Genomic DNA, 16,534 nt, shown 5'->3' on the forward strand with positions numbered 1-16,534 from the left:
CCCGACCCCGCCCGGTCAACCTTCTCGACCTCCCGGCCCCCTCCTCCCTAGCGTGGCCCGTCGTGCTCGCTCCCGAGCGCGCGACGAGAGGACGACATGGCCACCACGAGCGACGCCCCCGCGACCGGAGAGGCCGGCGGCACCTCCCTGCGCCGCCGCATCACCGGCCCGCTGCTCTACTTCTTCATCCTCGGCGACGTCCTCGGCGCGGGCATCTACGCCCTCATGGGCACGCTCTCGGCGGAGGTCGGCGGCGCCGTCTGGATGCCCCTCCTGCTCGCGCTCGGCCTCGCGCTGCTGACCGCCGGCTCCTATGCCGAGCTGGTGACCAAGTACCCGAAGGCGGGAGGCGCGGCGGTGTTCGCGCAGCGGGCCTTCAAGCGCCCGATCGTCTCGTTCCTGGTCGGCTTCGCCATGCTCGCGGCCGGAGTGACCAGCGCGGCCGGCCTGTCGCTCGCGTTCGCCGGCGACTACCTCGGCACCTTCCTCGACGTGCCGACCGTGCCGACGGCCATCGTCTTCCTGATCCTCGTCGCGTGCCTCAACGCGCGGGGAGTCGCGGAGTCGCTGCTCAGCAACACGGTGATGACCGTGATCGAGGTCGGCGGCCTGCTGATCGTGATCGGATGCGTCGCGCTGCTGGTGGCGGGCGGAGGCGGCGACCTCGCCCGCACGGTCGAGCTCAGCTCCGAGCAGGCGCCGGCGCTGGCGGTGCTCGGCGCGGCGATCATCGCGTACTACTCCTTCGTCGGCTTCGAGACCTCGGCCAACATCGCCGAGGAGATCCGCGACCCCAGCCGCGTCTACCCGCGCGCGCTGTTCGGCTCGCTGCTGACGGCCGGTGCGGTGTACGTCCTGGTCGGCCTGGCGAGCTCGATCGCGCTGCCCGCCGACGAGCTGTCCGGATCCTCCGCCCCGCTGCTCGACGTCGTGACGGCGAGCGGAGCCGGGGTGCCGGCGTGGCTGTTCAGCCTGATCGCGCTCGTCGCGGTCGCCAACGGAGCGCTGCTGACGATGATCATGGCGAGCCGCGTCACCTACGGCATGGCGAAGGACGGCCTCCTCCCGGACGTGCTCGGCCGCGTGCTGCCGAAGCGGCGGACGCCGTGGGTGGCCATCGCGGTGACCACGCTGGCGGCGTGCCTCCTGACCCTGGTGGGCGATCTGGCGACCCTCGCCGAGACCGTGGTGCTGCTCCTCCTGCTGGTGTTCATCAGCACGAACGTCTCGGTGCTCGTGCTGCGGCGCGACAGGGTCGAGCACGACCACTTCCGCGTGTGGACGGTGATCCCCGTGCTCGGCATCGCCTCGTGCGTGCTGCTCCTCAGCCAGCAGGACCCGATCGTCTGGCTCTACGCCGGGATCCTCCTGGTGGTCGGAGTCCTCGTGCACCTGGCGACCCGCCGCTCGTCCCGCCGCACCGCCTGATCCGCTGACGGTCCCGGCGGGGCCGCCGCTCCGCCGGACCGTCCCTCCCGACCGCCGCGCTCGCCCCGCGACCGGTCAAGCCCCTGGGCGGACGGCCGTCCGAGGCGTGGGATGGAGGGAACGGAAGGAGCACGAATGACCGACACGCCCTCCCGCGAGGAGCTGCCGCTCCCCGACTGGAACGACATCCCGCTCGGCACGCTCGCGGAGCGCATCCGCCCGCTCGACGAGGCCGGCCTCGGCGCGCTGCTCGCCTACGAGGAGGCGCACGGGCACCGCCTGCCGGTGACGACGATCCTGCACTCGCGCCTCGAGCAGCTGCGCGGGGGAGCGGAGCCGGCGGGCAGCGTGCCGGAGTCGCTGCCCGAGGTGTCCCGCTCGTCGTCCGGATCGCCGGTCTCGCCGGCGACGTCCGGTCCGCCGATCAACCCGCCCTCGCACGGAGTGCCGACGAACCCGGCTCAGCCGCGCTGAGGGCGGCGGGCGGAGCCGCGGTCGCGGCGGCTCCGCTCCCGCCGCGCGCTGCTCAGGGCCTGCCCAGCGCGCACGGGCAGACTGTCCGGAGCCGATGACGGCGACCGGACGAGGGAGCAGTACCCGGAACGCGACAAGACTGACTCGTAGGAGCTGTCATGTCCTGGATCGTCCTCATCCTCTCCGGTGTCCTCGAGGCCGTGTGGGCCACCGCCCTCGGCAAGTCGGAGGGGTTCACGCGGCTCGGCCCGTCGGTCGTCTTCGGAGTCGGCGTCGTCGCGAGCATGGCCGGCCTCGCCTACGCGATGCGCGAGCTGCCCACCGGCACCGCGTACGCGGTCTGGGTCGGGATCGGCGCTTCGCTGACCGTCCTCTACGGCATGTTCTTCGGCGGCGAGGGCTTCTCGCTCGTGCGCACGCTGCTGGTCCTCGGGATCGTCGGCTGCGTCGTCGGCCTGAAGCTCGTGCACTGAACCGAGGCCCCGTCCTCTCCTCCGCGAGGCCGCTCCCGTGCGCGACACGCCGACGGAGGCGCACCGGACTGGCATCTCGCCGAGGGTCCGAGGCCGGTGGTTGCAGGACGCCGCGCGTTCCACCTAGGCTCGGCACATCAGGGGAGAACGATCGTTCTTCGGTTCTCCCCGCCCCCCAAGGAGGACTCATGCCCACTCGTACCGCACGCACCGCCTGGAACGGCTCGCTCGAGACCGGCGAGGGCCAGGTCGAGCTCTCGAGCTCGAAGATCGGCACCTACGACGTCTCGTTCCCCAAGCGCGCCGCCGACGACGCCAACGGCTCGACCAGCCCCGAGGAGCTCCTCGCGGCCGCCCACTCCGCCTGCTACGCGATGCAGTTCTCGGCCGTCCTCGGCCAGGCCGGCGGCACCGTCGAGGCGCTCGACGTCCGCGCCGACGTCTCGCTCGGCCCGGACTCGGCCGGCGGATTCAAGCTCACCGGCATCAAGCTCGTCGTGAGCGGCGAGGTCTCCGGCATCGACGAGGCCGCCTTCCTCAAGGCCGCCGACGAGGCCAAGGAGACCTGTCCCGTCAGCAAGGCGCTCACCGGGGTCGACATCACGCTCGACGCCACCTTCGAGGGCTGAGCCCCTCCGCACGTCCCGAGCACCCCGTCGCGCATCGCGGCGGGGTGCTCGTGCGTCCGGCGTGGCCGCGGACCGGCCTGTGGAGACCCCCGCCCCCACCGGCCGCCCGGCGCCCCCTGTCGTCAGACCGCCGCCGGCGCGTAGCGGAAGCCGGCGCCGAGGTGCTCCTCCGGCAGCCGGTCGCCGCGGCCGTGCAGCTTCTGGCGGAGGCTGCCCTCGACGTACTCCTCCGGGTACGCGCCGCGGCTGCGCAGCTCCGGCACGATGAACTCCACCACGTCCTCGAAGGTGCCGGGCGTGATCGCGTAGGCGAGGTTGAACCCGTCCACATCGGTCTCCTCGACCCACTCCTGGAGGTGGTCGGCGACCTCCGCGGGCGAGCCGACGACGAACGGGCCGAGCCCGCCGATCACGCTGAGCTTGGCGATGTCGCGGACCTTCCACTCCGAGCCGTCCTCGTTCGCCTCCTGGAAGTTGGCGACGGCCGACTGGATCGCGTTGCTCTTCACGTTGCCGATCGGCTCGTCGAGGTCGTACTGCGACAGGTCGATGCCCATCCAGCCCGACATGAAGACCAGCGCCCCCTCCTCGCTCCCGTAGGAGAGGTAGTCGCGGTGCTTCTCGTGCGCGGCCTCGCTGGTCTCGGCGGTGATGATCGTCAGCAGCGTGTAGATCTTCGCGGAGTAGCGGTCGCGGCCGGCCGCCTCGAGGGCGTCGCGGATGCGCGAGACGGTCGCTTTCAGGCCGGCCTTCGTCGAGGACGCGACGAAGATCGCCTCCGCGTTGCCCGCCGCGAAGCGGATGCCGCGCGGCGACGCTCCCGCCTGGTAGATGACGGGGGTCCGCTGCACCGACGGCTCCGAGAGGTGGATGCCGGGGACGGTGAAGTTCTTGCCGCGGTGCCCGATCTCGTGCACCTTCGCCGGGTCGGTGAAGACGCCCGACTCGCGGTCGCGGACGACCGCGTCGTCCTCCCACGACCCCTCCCACAGCTTGTAGAGCACCTCGAGGTACTCGTCGGCGACGTCGTAGCGGTCGTCGTGCTCGAGCTGGTCCTCGTGGCCCATGTTGCGGGCGGCGCTGGGGAGGTAGCCGGTGACGACGTTCCAGCCCACGCGGCCCTTCGTCAGGTGGTCGAGCGTCGACATGCGCCGCGCGAACGGGTACGGGTGCTCGTAGGCGGTGCCCGCGGTGATGCCGAAGCCGAGGTGCTCGGTCGCGGCGGCCATCGCAGAGACGAGGAGGATCGGGTCGTTGACGGGGACCTGCGCGCCGTGGCGGATCGCCGCCTCGTTCGAGCCGCCGTAGACGTCGTAGGTGCCGAGCACGTCGGCGATGAAGATGCCGTCGAACGTGCCGCGCTCGAGCAGCTTCGCCAGGTCGGTCCAGTACGAGAGGTCCTTGTAGCGCCAGGACTGGTCCTGGGGGTGGCGCCACATGCCCGAGGACTGATGGGCGACGCAGTTCATGTCGAAGGCGTTGAAGCGGATCTGGCGGGTCATGGAGTCGATAGTGCCCAGCGGAGCCGCGAACGGGTACCGAGCGCGACGCACGGCGTCACAAAGCGACGCCCGTCGAGGCGCCCGGCAGGTCTGGGTGGTCGGCGACGTCCTCGACGAGCTGGCCGACCTCGAGGACCGCATCGGCAGCGCGATGATCGAGAGTCGGATCGGGTGATGCGCCGGGGCGCACCGCCCCCGCCCACCGACCGGGCGGCTCCTCCTCCTACGCCAGCTCGCGCCCCAGGAAGCGCACGTGCTCGCCGATCTGGAACGCCTCGCCGCCCTCATGGCCGTTGAAGGGGTAGACCCGGATCTCGCGGGGTCCGGCATAGCGGTTGTAGGAGGCGTAGACGGTGGACGGCGGGCAGATGTCGTCGCGGAGCGCCACCGAGAACAGCGCGGGGGACTGCGCGTAGGGGGCGAAGGAGGTGCCGTCGAAGTACGAGAGGGTGTCGAACACGCGCGCCTCGGCGCCGCGGTGGGTGTGCAGGTACTGCACGATCTCGCCGTACGGCATCGTGTCGACCAGCCGCACGGCGTGCGGGATGTGGGAGAGGAACGGCACGTCGACGATCGCCGCGCGGGCCGACTCCGACTCGCCGAGCAGGCCCAGGATCCCCGTGACGGCCAGGGCGATCCCGCCTCCCTGGCTGCCGCCCGAGACGGCCACGCGGGAGGCGTCGACCGCGGGGTGCGCGCGCAGCACGTCGAGCGCTCGGACGGCGTCGGTGAAGACGCGGCGGTAGAAGTGCTCCGCGGGCGACTCGATGCCCTGCGTCATGAAGCCGGAGACGTGCGGCCCGCTGCCCACCGGGTCGGGCGTCGCTCCGGAGCGGTGCCCGGACCCCTGGCCGCGGGTGTCCATGACCAGGTGCGCGTAGCCGGCGGCCGACATCGCGGTCCACTCCGCGAGCTGCCCGCGGCCGCCTCCGTAGCCGATGAAGGTCACGAGCCCGGGGAGGGGGCCCTCGACGCCGCGGGGGAGGATCAGCCACGCGCGGATCGGGTGGCCGCCGAAGCCGGAGTAGGTGACGTCGAAGGTGTCGAGCAGTCCGAAGCCGGCGTCGACCCGCTCGAGGCGCGGCTCGGTCGCGACGGCCCTCGCCTCGGCGATCGTGTCGCGCCAGAACTCGGCGAACCCGGCGGGCTCGGCGATCTCGGGGGCGTACTGCTCGAGGAGGTCGAGCGGGAGGTCGTACTGCGGCATCACGGACTCCTTCTCGGGCAGCGGCGCCCGAGGACCGAGGCTACTGGAGGCACGGGCCCACCTGGGTGCGGCGTGGGAGAACGCCGCAGAGCGGAATGCCTGGGCACCCTCCGCGTTCTCCTCAGCATGACGACGTACGGAATCATCGGAGCAGGCAACATCGGCAGCCAGGTCGCACGGGCGGTCATCGCCCTCGGGGACGAGGTGGTCATCGCGAACTCGCGCGACCCCGAGACCCTCGCCGACCTCATCGCGGAGCTCGGCCCGAAGGCCCGCGCCGCCACGGCACAGGAGGCGGCCGAGGCCGCCGAGATCGCCGTGGTGACGGTGCCGCTGAAGAACCTCGAGGAGGTGCCGGTCGCCCCGCTCGCCGGCAAGATCGTCCTCGACACGAACAACTACTACTTCGAGCGCGACGGCCGCATCGAGGCGCTCGACAAGGGCGAGACCACGACCAGCGAGATGCTCCAGCAGCACCTCCCGGAGTCGAAGGTCGTCAAGGCGTTCAACCACATCATGGCCGCCGACATCACCACCGACGGCACCCCGGTCGGCACGCCCGACCGCCGTGCCCTCGCGACGTCGAGCGACTACCCCGAGGCGATCCACTTCGTGACCGACCTCTACGACCGGATCGGCTTCGACACCGTCGCGATCACGCCGCTGAGCGAGTCGTGGCGCGTCGAGCGCGACCGCCCCGCCTACGTGGTGCGGCAGAACCGCGAGGAGCTCGAGGCCAACCTCGCGAAGGCCCCCCGCACGGTCTGATCCAGCCACTCGGAGGGGAGCGGAGCTGCGGCGCCGCTCCCCTTCTGCATGTCCGGACGGCGTCGGAGGCGCGCCCGAGACGGCTCCCTCGGCGCTCGCCGCCGCCGGGCCTGCGATAGTCGAGAGGACCAGCCACGCACCAGAGAGCCCCGATCGGGCTCCGAGAGGAGAGGCCTGCCATGCCCTCGACACCCCGTTCCGTCCCCTCCCGCTCCGGGCTCTCGCGCCGCAGCGTCGTGATCGGCGGTCTCGCGGTGCTCCCGCTGCTCAGCGCCTGCACGCCCGACTCCTCCGCTCCGGACGACGCTCAGCAGGAGGCGCCCCGCACCCGCACCGCGGCTCCGAGCGGGCCGGTGGCGCTCGCCCCGGACGCGCTCGCCGCGAGCGCGGCCCTGTTCGCCGCGGCTCCGCTGGTCGTCCTGGTCGAGGACGTCGCCGAGTCCCGCCTGCGCGCCGCCCAGGTGAGCATCGCCTGGGGCGTGCCGCTGCTGGTCGGCTCGGCGGGATCCGGAGCGACGGCCGCCCCGACCGCGGACGCCGCGGCCGCGGGATCCACGGCTTCCGAGACGCCGTCCGATCCGGGGGGCCCGTCCGACTCCGCGACCGGATCCGCCACCCCGTCCGCCACACCGTCCTCCACCGCTCCGACCTCCGACGCCCTCGCCGCCGAGTTCGCCCGCCTCGGCGTGACCCGCGTGCTCGCGATCGGCGACGTCACCGCGCCCGAGGGCGTCGACGTCGTCGCCTCCGCCTCCGACGCGGCCGCCCTCAGCACCGCGTCCGGCCTGACCGTGACCGACCTGGCGCTCGCCGACCTCGCCGCCGCGGCGCCGTCCACCGCCTCCGACGCTCCCTTCGGCGCTCTCCCGGCCCGGGCCGACGCCCTGACCGGCCTGCACGCTCTCGCCCGCGCGCAGGACGCCGACGTCGCCGCACTGGCGACCGCCCGCGCGGCCGGCGTGCCCGTCACCGTGGTCGACGGCGACGACCTGCTCGCCTCGGGCGGAGCCGTGACCGCGATCGCCGAGGCCGACGCCTCCTGCACGCTGCTGCTCGGCCCCGTGCTCGCCGCCCAGCCCGAGCCCGAGTGGGCCGTGCGCGCGGCCGCGAGCGGCTGGCAGCTGCCGGGCGGCGGCCAGCGGATGTTCGGCGGGCACCTCTTCGTCGCGATCTACGGCACTCCGGGCGCTCCCGTCCTCGGCGTGCTGGGGGAGCAGGGCCTCGAGCCCACGATCGCGCGGGCGGAGGCGGTGGCCGAGCCGTACCGGGCGCTCACCGACAAGAAGATCGTGCCGAGCCTCGAGATCATCACCACGGTCGCGGCGGGCGACCCCGGCAAGGACGGCGACTACTCCAACGAGCTCGACGCCGCCGACATCCGCCCCTACATCGACGCGGCGCAGGCGGCGGGGATGTACGTGGTGCTCGACCTGCAGTCGGGGCTGACCGACTTCCTCACCCAGGCGAAGCAGTACGCGGACCTCCTGTCGCTGCCCAACGTCGGCCTCGCGCTCGACCCGGAGTGGCGCCTGCTGCCCGGCCAGAAGCCGCTGCAGCAGATCGGGCGCGTCTCGGCCGCCGAGGTCGACAGCGTGTCGGAGTGGCTGGCCGACCTGGTGCAGAGCGAGGGGCTGCCGCCGAAGATGTTCGTGCTGCACCAGTTCCGGCTGTCGATGCTGCAGGACCGCGACAGCATCCGCCGCGACCGGCCCGAGCTGGAGTTCCTCATCCACGTCGATGGCCAGGGCTCGCAGCCCGACAAGCAGGCGACCTGGGACGCGCTGCACGAGGGCGCCCCCGAGGGCATCGGCTGGGGCTGGAAGAACTTCTACGACGAGGACGCGCCCATGCTCACCCCCGCCGAGACCATGGCCGAGGTGCGCCCCCTCCCCGACCTCGTCACCTACCAGTAGGCGGATCCCGAGGGCGGGCGTCAGCGGCGCAGGAGCTCGCCGGAGACGACGCCCGCCTCGACCTCCTCGAGGGCGCGGCCGCGGGTCTCGGGCACGCGCTTCCAGATGAAGACGAGCGCGAGCAGGCCGACGGCGCCGAACAGGAAGAACGTTCCGGTGATGCCGACGCCGGAGACGAGGGTGGGGAAGAACAGGCCGAGCACCGCGTTCGTGATCCAGTGGCAGAAGATCGCGATGCCGACGCCGACGCCGCGGATCCGCAGCGGGAAGATCTCGGACAGCATCACCCAGGTGACGATGTTGAGGAACGTCTGCATGCTCCCCACGAACGCGACGACCAGCACCAGGATCACGTACGGCCGCGCCGGGTTCCCCACGGGGAGCGCGACGGAGGCGATGCCGATCAGGAAGTGCATCGCGGTGGTCAGGGAGTAGCCGAGCAGGAGGGTCGTGCGGCGGTTCATCGTCTGCATGAGCCGCAGCCCGATCAGGCCGCCGATCACGGCGATCGCCCCGGGTGCGATGTTGGCGACGAGCGCGCCGTCGTGGTCGAAGCCCGCCTCCTTCAGCACCGACTGGCCGTAGTACATGATCGAGTTGATGCCGGTGAGCTGCTGGGCGACTCCGATCCCGATGCCGACCAGCAGGATGCGCACCGCCCAGCGCTCGCGCAGCGCCTGCAGCAGGGGGATCCTCGGGCCGTCCTTCGCGCCGATCGAGCGGGCGATGGTCTCCGCCTCCGCATGGGCCCGGTCGGGCGTCCGGATGGTCGTGAGCACGTCGAGCGCCTCGTCGCGGCGGCCGTGCGCGATCAGCCAGCGCGGCGACTCCGGGACCCGGGTCATGCCGAGCAGGAGCGCGGCGGCGGGGAGCGCGGCGACGGCGAGCATGATCCGCCAGACGCCGGGCAGCTCGCCCCAGACGGTGCCGATGACGGCGTTGGCCACGAAGGCGGCGAGCTGGCCGATCACGATCATCAGCTCGTTGCGGCCGGCGAGCGAGCCGCGGATCTCGGAGGGGGAGATCTCGGAGAGGTAGATCGGCACGACCACCGAGGCGCCGCCGACGGCCAGTCCGAGGACCGCCCGCCCGAGGACCATCACGCCGAAGCCCGGCGCCACCACGCAGACCAGGGCGCCGACGAGGAAGAGCACGGCGAGGAGGCGGATCGTGGTCCGCCTCCCGAGGGCGTCGGCGAGGCGTCCGCCCGAGATCGCGCCGATCGCGGCGGCGAAGAGGAGCGAGCTGGTGACGACCCCCTCGGTCAGCGCGGTGAGGCCCAGCTCGGCCGACATCGGCTCGAGGGCGCCGTTGATGACGCCGGTGTCGTAGCCGAAGAGGAGGCCGCCGAGGGTCGCGATGAGCGCGATGAGGCCGAGACGCCGAGTCGGCGCCTCCAGGGAGGTGGTGGTCATCCGCTCACTCTGACGCATGGCCGCGCGGTGAGCGAACCCTGGACCGTCGGGGGAACCCGGTGTAGCGGGTCCTCTCGACGGCCCGGGGCCCCTCGGCGGCAGGGAGGGGGGAGGGAGCGTGCGGAGGGGGTGCTCAGGAGGAGACGCGCGCGCCCTCGCGCAGGCCCTCCTCCTTGGCCTGCTGCACCAGGGCGGCGATGCGGCGGCGCGAGCGCGAGCGCCCGGCGAGCAGCGCCGCGAGGATGAGGCCGACCCCGAGGATCACGAGCAGCTGCGGGACCGGCACGGCGGCGACCGTGATCGACTTCGTCACGGGAGCGGTGGCGACCGGCTCCTGATCGGCGGCGGCGACGGTCGGTGCGATGGTCAGGTCGGCGCCGACCCCGAAGAGGGGCCAGATGCCGTCGAGCTGCACCGAGACGCTGCGCCGGTCGCCGGGCAGCAGCTCCTGCTGGGGCGCGTCGGCCGCGACGACGGGGGCGGTGGCGCCCTGGGCGCTCGCCGTGCCGTCGAGCAGCAGGCGCACGTTGCCAGTGTTCACCACGTCGGCGACGAGCGAGAGGGAGCCGGGCTGGAACGGGTTCCAGGAGAGGCGGTAGTCGCTGGCCAGGTCCTCGACGGAGAAGGAGGGGGTCACCTCGCCGGTCACGCGGGTCATCACGCGGAAGCCGATGCGGCTCTCCACTCCGACGTTCGCGCCTCCCGCCTCGGTGCCCTGCGAGAGCACGGAGGCGGCGATGCCGGCGGCGTGGTCGCCGGGGGTGGCGTTGTCGGGGACCGTCACGGTGAACGGCACCACGCCGCTGCTGCCCGGATCGACGGTCACGGTCTCGGGGGCGGAGATCCACAGCCCGGCGTCGACCGACTCCTGGTCCGAGTTGAGCATGTTGAAGCGGCCGGTGTCGGTGAAGTAGCCGTCGGCGCTGGTGATGCTGAAGGTCACGGGCTGGTCGCTGAGGTTCCGCACGACCGCCTCGTCCGAGGCGCTCGCGCCGGGGGCGAGCTCGAGCTCGACCCACGCGCGCTTGTCGGGGACGCCGTCGGTGGAGGGGCTGACCGCCCAGGTGATCGCTCCGTCGGCCGCGACGGCCGCCGGAGCGACCCCCGCGCCGAGGAGGGCGACGATCAGCGCGAGCAGCGCGGGGAGGAGCGGGCGGCGGGGAGCGGCGGAGCGGCGCGGAGCAGTCATCAGAACCTCATGGTCGCACGGGGGAAGCACGACGCGGCCGGGCGGGCGGGCCCGGCCGCGTCGGCCGTGGTGGGATCGCGGCCGAGGGAGTGCGTCCCCCGGCCGCGACGGGTCACTCGAAGAGCGACAGGGTGATGGTGGACGAGTACGCGCCGGCGTCCACGTTCACGGGGGTGCGGAGGAAGAGGTCGGCGTCGGCGCTCCAGGAGCCCTCGGGGTTGACCTGCTGGGAGTTGCTGGCGACGATCGCGAGCAGCTCCTTGCCCTTCAGGCCGACGCCGTTGGCGCCGCCGTCGATGGCGGTGCCGACCTCATCGCCCGCGGCGACCTCGCCGAGGTCTCCACCGTCGACCAGGTCCGGGGTCCAGCCGAGGTTCTCGGCGCCGATGGTCGAGCCGTCGGCCGACGTGAAGTCGCTCGCCGTGCCGATGACGTACCACGCGGAGTCGGGGGAGACGTCCGCGGCGTCACGGGTGTCGGTGACCGTGACGGTGGGCAGGGTGCCGGTGAACTGGCGGCGGACGTTGTCCGAGCCGGTCTCGGTCAGCGTCGTCGAGTCCGCGGCGACGGTCATCGAGAGGGCGCCGGTCCCGGGGAGGTCGGCGATCTCGACGTTGATGTCGACGTCGTCGTTGCCGTAGTTGACCTCGGCGGCGAACGCCGTTCCGGCGACTCCGAGCAGGAGGACGCCTCCGGCCAGTCCAGCGGCTCCGCGGATCAGAAGGGATCGGGTGTTCATGTCGGGTGTTCTCCGTTCTCCGGCCGGCGTCGTCGCCGGCTCGATCTCAATGGGTGTGGGTCGTGCCCGCGGATCAGCTGCAGCTGGCCGCGGAGTAGGGGGCGGTCGCGGAGGCCGTGGCCGGCTTCCCGCTGATGAACGCGGTCGCCGTGGCGGTCGCGGATCCGTCGGTCACGCTCGTCGCCCGGGTGGTGAAGGCGGCCGAGACGGTGGCGCCGGGAGCGACGTCGGCGAAGCTCTTGGAGCCCCACGTCGTGCCGATCACGATCTTCGCGGCGAAGGCGTTCGGGTTCGTGGCGGTCGCGGTGACGACGATCTTCCCGGCGGCGCAGCGCGTCGTGGAGGTCGTGGTCACGGCGATCGCGGGTGCCGAGTCGGTCACGGGACCGACGGAGGCGGAGGCCGTCGCCGGCGTCCACTGCGGCTTCGCGGCGGTCACGGCCACCGAGATCGTCGCTCCGCGGTCGGCGGCGGTGAGCGTGTAGCTCGACGCCGTCGCCCCGCTGATCGCGGTCCCACCGCGCTTCCACTGGAAGCCGGTCGCCGTCCACGGGGAGGAGGCGGAGGCGGTCAGCGTGCTGCCCACCGTCGCCTTCCCCGTGATCGAGGCTGCGAGCGGCGCGGTGTCGACGATCGTCTGCGCGGCGACGCTGGTGAGGGTCGGGACGACCTTCTGCATGAGCCCGGTCGTCTTGTCGAAGGTCACCCGGTCGATCGTCGTCTCGCGGTGCTGGCCGTCTCCGCCGGGGATGGCGAAGCGGTGGTAGGCGATGTACCAGTCGTCCGTGCCGGGCACGTTGACGATCGAGTTGTGGCCCGTGGCGAGGATGCCCTGCGAGGTGTCCTTCTCGAGGACCACGCCGCGGTAGGTCCACGGTCCGTCGACGCTCGTCGAGGTGGCGTAGCCGACCTTGTAGTTCTCCGAGCCGGTGTCGTCGATCGAGTAGGTGAGGTGGTACAGACCGTCGCGGTAGTTCAGGAACGCACCCTCGCGGAAGTCGGTCAGACCGCTGATCTTCTTGATCGTGCCGGTCTTGATCGAGAGCATGTCGTCGGACAGCTCCCCGTAGAGCGGGTCGCCGTTGCCCCAGAAGAGGTAGCTCTTGCCGGTCTTCGGGTCGGTGAACGCGGCGGGGTCGATCGCCTGGCCGGACCGCACGGACTCGCCGTTGGTGATCATCGCGGTCGGCTGCGCCGTGAACGGGCCCATCGGGCTGTCCGAGACGGCGACTCCGATCGTCTTGCGGTTCAGCGAGGAGTTCTCGCCGGAGAAGTAGAAGTAGTACTTCCCGTTCTTCTCGATGATCGTCGGCGCCCAGGCGTTGCCGGTCGCCCACGGCACGTTGCCGTTCGCGCCGTCGAGCGTCAGGAAGGGCTGCTCCGAGCGGGTCCAGTCGATGAGGTTCTTCGAGGACCAGGCGTAGAAGGTCTTGCCGCCCCAGCCGGCGAAGCCGTCCGAGGTCGCGTACAGGTAGTAGGTGTCGCCGAAGACCGCGATGTTCGGGTCGGCGTTCAGGCCTGCGAGGACCGGGGACTTCATGACGACGGCCTTCAGGGTCCAGGTGGTCGCGGTGCCGCCGGCGGCGGGCGTGAGCACGACCGTCTGCGGGGTGGAGAGGTCGCGGACGGTGCCGGAGGCGGGGCTCGCCGTGACGCCGGCCGCGGTGGAGAAGGTCGGGGTGAGCTTCGTCAGGTCGGTCCCCGGCTTCACCGGGAAGGTGACCGTCCTGCTCGCCGAGTCGACGATCGGGGCCGTCTTCAGGACGTCGCCGCTGAGCGACAGGTCGACCAGGGCCGACGTGTTGCCGGAGGCGGCGAGCACCTCGGAGGCGCTGAGGGCCCGGTTGTAGACCGAGAACTCGCGGATCTGGCCGCGGAAGCGGTTGTCGGCGTCGTAGTTCGAGCGCCCGATGTAGTTCGCCGAGGTGGAGCCGCCGCCGATGTCCTTCGGGTCGGTCGTGACGGTGCCGCTGGCGACCTTCACTCCGTCGAGGTAGATCGTGCCGGTGGTGCCGGAGAGCGTGTACGTCAGGTGCGCCCAGGTGCCGCGGGGGAGGGCCGAGCCGCCGGCGACGGTCTGCTCGGTGGTGTAGTTCCCGGTCGCGATGCTGGTGCGGTAGTTGTTGCCCGAGGTGAAGAGGTAGCCGTCGCCGGCGCCGTTCGTGGTGTTGCCCAGGCCGTAGAGGAAGTAGGCGCCGCCCTGCGCGGGGTCGATCCAGACGTCGGACTGGATGGTGAGGTCCGTCACTCCGGCGAGCAGGTCGTTCGGCAGCTTGACGTAGTCGTCGGTGCCGTCGAGCTGCAGGGCGCCGTCCTTCCAGGTGCCACCCGAGGGCAGCGTGCCGTTCTGGTTGTTGCCCGAGCTGTCGCGCACCGTGGTGCCCGAGCCGCCGTCGAAGGTGTAGCGGAGGATCTCGCCGGCCGCGTTGACCGGCTTCGCGGCGGGGCCGGTGCTGCTGGTGCCGTAGGCGGCCGTCAGGCGCGCCTCCTCAGCGCTCGAGAGGCGGAGCACCGAGCCGTGGCGGAAGGGCTTCGAGAACGAGTACGTGTTCGCGCCGGTGGTGCCGACAGGAAGCGCCGTGAACCGCATGTCCGCGAGGGTGTCGGTGACGTAGGCGGAGTAGCCGAACGAGTCGCCCATGACGACCCAGCGGCCGTCGGGCAGCTGGTAGACGGTGAGGCCCTCGAGGTGGTCGGAGAGGCCGCGGGACTTCTCCTCGCCGAAGCCGATCACGCGGGTCCAGGGGCCGGCGAGACTCGGGGCCTTGTCGACGACCGTGCGCCAGTCGGCGGTGGAGAAGCGGTAGTACGTGTCCCCCTCCTTCGCGATGGTCGTGTCGATGATGCTGCCGCGGCTCCCGCCGCCGGCGGCGGGGTTCTCGTCCAGCCAGACCTTCGGGGTGGAGAAGCCGACGAAGTCGCGCGTGGTCGAGACGTAGACGCGCTGGGCGGAGGCCCCGCCGGTCAGCGTCTTGTCGCGGGCGGCCCAGTAGACGTAGTACTGGCCGGTCGCGTCGTCCCAGATCGCCTCAGGAGCCCAGACGTTGCCCGCGTCGGGGAAGCCGGCGAAGACGATGCTCTGATCGCTCCAGTTCACGAGGTCCGTCGAGCGCCAGACGACGAGGTTCTTGCTCGCGTTGGTCTGGTCCCAGGTGCCGCCGGGAGCGGTGCCCTCGGCGTGCAGGTCGGTGCCGATGATCCAGTACTCGTCGCCGGTGGGGGAGCGCACGAGGTGCGGATCGCGGACGCCGAGGGTGCCGCCGAGGTTGGCGAGCACGGCCTTGTCGTTGTTGAGCTTCGACCAGTGCAGGCCGTCGGTGCTGGAGCCGAAGTAGATCTTCTCGTAGTCGGTCGAGGCGAAGTGGGTCCAGAGGTAGCCCGCGTCGTACTCGGTGTCGAGGTCCGCGGGAGCCGCGGTCACCGTGACGGGCAGCTGCCGGGTCGCGGTCGTGCCGGCGATCGTCGCGGTGAGTGTGACGGGCGTGGCGGCGGACCGGCGCTTCACGACGCCGGTCGTGCTGAGCACGGCCGAGTTCGAGGAGGCCCAGGCGACGTCGTAGGAGCCGGCCTTCGCGGGCAGCGTCACATTGCCGCGGACGTCGCCGGAGTTGACGATCGAGAGGGCGTCCAGCGCCTTCTGGGCGTCGGCGTTCACGTCCTTGGCGGGCACGGTGGCGGTGAAGGTGCGGGTGGCCGTGGCCGAGCCGCGGGTGGTCGTGGCGGTCAGCTCGACCGAGGCGACCCCGGTCGCGGGCGGCGTGACGACTCCGCTGGTCGAGACGACCGCGGAGTTGCTCGAGGCCCAGGCGATGGCGGAGCCGTTGGGGCCGGTCGTCGGGAGGGTGAGGTTCGCGGAGACCGAGGAGAGGCTCCCGAGGTCCAGGGCGGCGGAGTCGCGGGAGACGCGCGTGCTGTCCGGGGCCTGGAGGGTCGCGACGTCGGCCGCGCTGAGCGCCGTGCTGTAGACGCGGAAGTCGCGGACCGAGCCGGCGAGGGTCTTGTCCGCCGTGTAGACGGAGCGGCCGATCGCGTTCGCGGTGGTGGTGCCGTTGCCGATCGCGGCGGGAGTGATGGTCACTCCTGTCTGCTGCGCGACCTGGGTGCCGTCGAGGTAGAGGCGTGCGGTGTCGCTCGCGTCGTCGAGCGTGTAGGTGAGGGTCTTCCAGACGCTGCGCGCGAGGTTCGCGTTGGAGTTGACGGTCTGCTCGGTGGTCCAGTTGCCGGTGGCGATCGAGGCCTTGTAGCCGTTGCCCGTCGTGTAGAGGTAGCCGTTCCCGGCGCCGTTCGTCGTGTTGCCGAGGCCCCAGATGAAGTAGGGCGTGCCCTGGTTCGCGTTCACCAGGACCTCGGTGCTGACCGTGATCGAGTTCAGGCCCGCGAGCAGGTCGTCGGGCAGCTTGACGTAGTCGTCGGTCCCGTCGAGGGCGACGCCCGCGGCTCCGCGAGGAGCGGCTCCGTTGACGAGCGTGCCGGTGCGGCCCTTGCCCGAGCTGTCGGCGACGGTCGTGCCGCTCGTCTCGTCGAGCGCGTAGCGCAGGACGAGGCTGTCGGAGGGAGCTGCGCTCGCCGACTGGGCCGTCAGAAGGGGGACGGTGAGGGCCACGGCCGTCACGAGGACGAGTGGTCGCAGGAAAGGCTTCATCGCGCTTTGCTCCAGGGTCGGCACCATTGCTGAGGGGAGGGAGTGTGCCGGCTTCGTACGCGGCAATGTTCACGGTAACACTATGTTGACGACAACGTGAAGAGCCTAACCGGATCATTTCCCGACACTCCAGAGGAGAGGCGAACCGGTTCGAC

13 protein-coding genes and 1 riboswitch are annotated in these 16,534 nt (G+C 71.9%); of the genes, 7 read left to right on the forward strand and 6 right to left on the reverse strand.

The annotated features are described in order from the left end of the window. Positions 1 to 96 precede the first annotated feature (96 nt). The 4 genes from C5C50_RS13440 (at position 97) to C5C50_RS13455 (ending at position 3,004) form a co-directional block, all read left to right on the forward strand. Complete coding sequence (locus C5C50_RS13440; RefSeq protein ID WP_104273664.1) at positions 97 to 1,428, forward strand: APC family permease; 1,332 nt, start codon at positions 97 to 99, stop codon at positions 1,426 to 1,428. Between the two features lie 135 nt (positions 1,429 to 1,563). After that, complete coding sequence (locus C5C50_RS13445) at positions 1,564 to 1,902, forward strand: hypothetical protein (RefSeq protein WP_104257715.1); 339 nt, start codon at positions 1,564 to 1,566, stop codon at positions 1,900 to 1,902. Positions 1,903 to 1,987: 85 nt separating this feature from the next. Continuing rightward, positions 1,988 to 2,051: riboswitch (guanidine-III (ykkC-III) riboswitch) on the forward strand. A gap of 9 nt (positions 2,052 to 2,060) precedes the next feature. Further along, positions 2,061 to 2,375 carry a multidrug efflux SMR transporter gene (locus C5C50_RS13450; protein WP_104222377.1) on the forward strand — a complete coding sequence of 105 codons (315 nt, stop codon included), beginning with the start codon at positions 2,061 to 2,063 and terminating at the stop codon, positions 2,373 to 2,375. Between the two features lie 188 nt (positions 2,376 to 2,563). After that, on the forward strand, positions 2,564 to 3,004 hold the full coding sequence (locus tag C5C50_RS13455; RefSeq protein ID WP_104247811.1) for an OsmC family peroxiredoxin: 441 nt from the start codon (positions 2,564 to 2,566) through the stop codon (positions 3,002 to 3,004). A 122-nt stretch (positions 3,005 to 3,126) separates the two neighbouring features. Here the strand turns inward: C5C50_RS13455 and C5C50_RS13460 are convergent, their stop codons facing one another. Further along, entirely contained in the window at positions 3,127 to 4,506 is a 1,380-nt protein-coding gene (locus C5C50_RS13460) for an LLM class flavin-dependent oxidoreductase (RefSeq protein WP_104222379.1), read from the reverse strand. 10 nt (positions 4,507 to 4,516) lie between these two features. On the opposite strand from C5C50_RS13460, the gene C5C50_RS17050 reads away from it, so the two are divergent. Then, a complete protein-coding gene (locus tag C5C50_RS17050) occupies positions 4,517 to 4,681 on the forward strand; it encodes a hypothetical protein (RefSeq protein WP_181133937.1) in 165 nt (54 codons plus the stop codon). 48 nt (positions 4,682 to 4,729) lie between these two features. On the opposite strand, the gene C5C50_RS13465 is transcribed toward C5C50_RS17050, so the two are convergent. Then, on the reverse strand, positions 4,730 to 5,713 hold the full coding sequence (locus C5C50_RS13465) for an acetylxylan esterase (protein ID WP_104222380.1): 984 nt from the start codon (positions 5,711 to 5,713) through the stop codon (positions 4,730 to 4,732). A 126-nt stretch (positions 5,714 to 5,839) separates the two neighbouring features. Between C5C50_RS13465 and C5C50_RS13470 the strand changes: the two genes are divergently transcribed. Both C5C50_RS13470 and C5C50_RS13475 read left to right on the forward strand, forming a co-directional pair. Beyond that, positions 5,840 to 6,481, forward strand: coding sequence for an NADPH-dependent F420 reductase (locus C5C50_RS13470; protein WP_104273665.1), 642 nt, complete (start codon positions 5,840 to 5,842; stop codon positions 6,479 to 6,481). Positions 6,482 to 6,660: 179 nt separating this feature from the next. After that, positions 6,661 to 8,394, forward strand: a complete 1,734-nt coding sequence (locus C5C50_RS13475; RefSeq protein ID WP_104273666.1) for a hypothetical protein — start codon at positions 6,661 to 6,663, stop codon at positions 8,392 to 8,394. Positions 8,395 to 8,414: 20 nt separating this feature from the next. On the opposite strand, the gene C5C50_RS13480 is transcribed toward C5C50_RS13475, so the two are convergent. From C5C50_RS13480 to C5C50_RS13495, 4 genes are all read right to left on the reverse strand, one after another. After that, the gene (locus tag C5C50_RS13480) at positions 8,415 to 9,809 is read right to left on the reverse strand and encodes a sugar porter family MFS transporter (protein ID WP_258060020.1); all 1,395 of its coding nucleotides are present in this window, start codon (positions 9,807 to 9,809) and stop codon (positions 8,415 to 8,417) included. 133 nt (positions 9,810 to 9,942) lie between these two features. Continuing rightward, the gene (locus tag C5C50_RS13485) at positions 9,943 to 10,998 is read right to left on the reverse strand and encodes a WxL protein peptidoglycan domain-containing protein (protein ID WP_104273667.1); all 1,056 of its coding nucleotides are present in this window, start codon (positions 10,996 to 10,998) and stop codon (positions 9,943 to 9,945) included. 112 nt (positions 10,999 to 11,110) lie between these two features. After that, positions 11,111 to 11,737: a hypothetical protein gene (locus C5C50_RS13490; protein ID WP_104227017.1), complete on the reverse strand. Its 627-nt coding sequence runs from the start codon at positions 11,735 to 11,737 to the stop codon at positions 11,111 to 11,113. 73 nt (positions 11,738 to 11,810) lie between these two features. Then, positions 11,811 to 16,379 (reverse strand): family 43 glycosylhydrolase, encoded by a 4,569-nt coding sequence (locus C5C50_RS13495; RefSeq protein ID WP_181127428.1) that lies wholly within the window; start codon positions 16,377 to 16,379, stop codon positions 11,811 to 11,813. Positions 16,380 to 16,534 lie beyond the last annotated feature (155 nt).

This window comes from Rathayibacter sp. AY1D9 (genome assembly GCF_002932395.1).
In the GTDB taxonomy this organism is placed as follows: Bacteria; Actinomycetota; Actinomycetes; order Actinomycetales; family Microbacteriaceae; genus Rathayibacter.

Bases quoted from the DNA above. Each gene is read 5' to 3' on its own strand.
- C5C50_RS13480 (WP_258060020.1), bottom strand. From the start codon at position 9,809: ATGACCACCACCTCCCTGGAGGCGCCGACTCGGCGTCTCGGCCTCATC.
- C5C50_RS13445 (WP_104257715.1), top strand. From the start codon at position 1,564: ATGACCGACACGCCCTCCCGCGAGGAGCTGCCGCTCCCCGACTGGAAC.
- C5C50_RS13495 (WP_181127428.1), bottom strand. From the start codon at position 16,379: ATGAAGCCTTTCCTGCGACCACTCGTCCTCGTGACGGCCGTGGCCCTC.
- C5C50_RS13485 (WP_104273667.1), bottom strand. From the start codon at position 10,998: ATGACTGCTCCGCGCCGCTCCGCCGCTCCCCGCCGCCCGCTCCTCCCC.
- C5C50_RS13470 (WP_104273665.1), top strand. From the start codon at position 5,840: ATGACGACGTACGGAATCATCGGAGCAGGCAACATCGGCAGCCAGGTC.
- C5C50_RS13455 (WP_104247811.1), top strand. From the start codon at position 2,564: ATGCCCACTCGTACCGCACGCACCGCCTGGAACGGCTCGCTCGAGACC.
- C5C50_RS13475 (WP_104273666.1), top strand. From the start codon at position 6,661: ATGCCCTCGACACCCCGTTCCGTCCCCTCCCGCTCCGGGCTCTCGCGC.
- C5C50_RS13460 (WP_104222379.1), bottom strand. From the start codon at position 4,506: ATGACCCGCCAGATCCGCTTCAACGCCTTCGACATGAACTGCGTCGCC.
- C5C50_RS13450 (WP_104222377.1), top strand. From the start codon at position 2,061: ATGTCCTGGATCGTCCTCATCCTCTCCGGTGTCCTCGAGGCCGTGTGG.
- C5C50_RS13440 (WP_104273664.1), top strand. From the start codon at position 97: ATGGCCACCACGAGCGACGCCCCCGCGACCGGAGAGGCCGGCGGCACC.
- C5C50_RS13465 (WP_104222380.1), bottom strand. From the start codon at position 5,713: ATGCCGCAGTACGACCTCCCGCTCGACCTCCTCGAGCAGTACGCCCCC.
- C5C50_RS13490 (WP_104227017.1), bottom strand. From the start codon at position 11,737: ATGAACACCCGATCCCTTCTGATCCGCGGAGCCGCTGGACTGGCCGGA.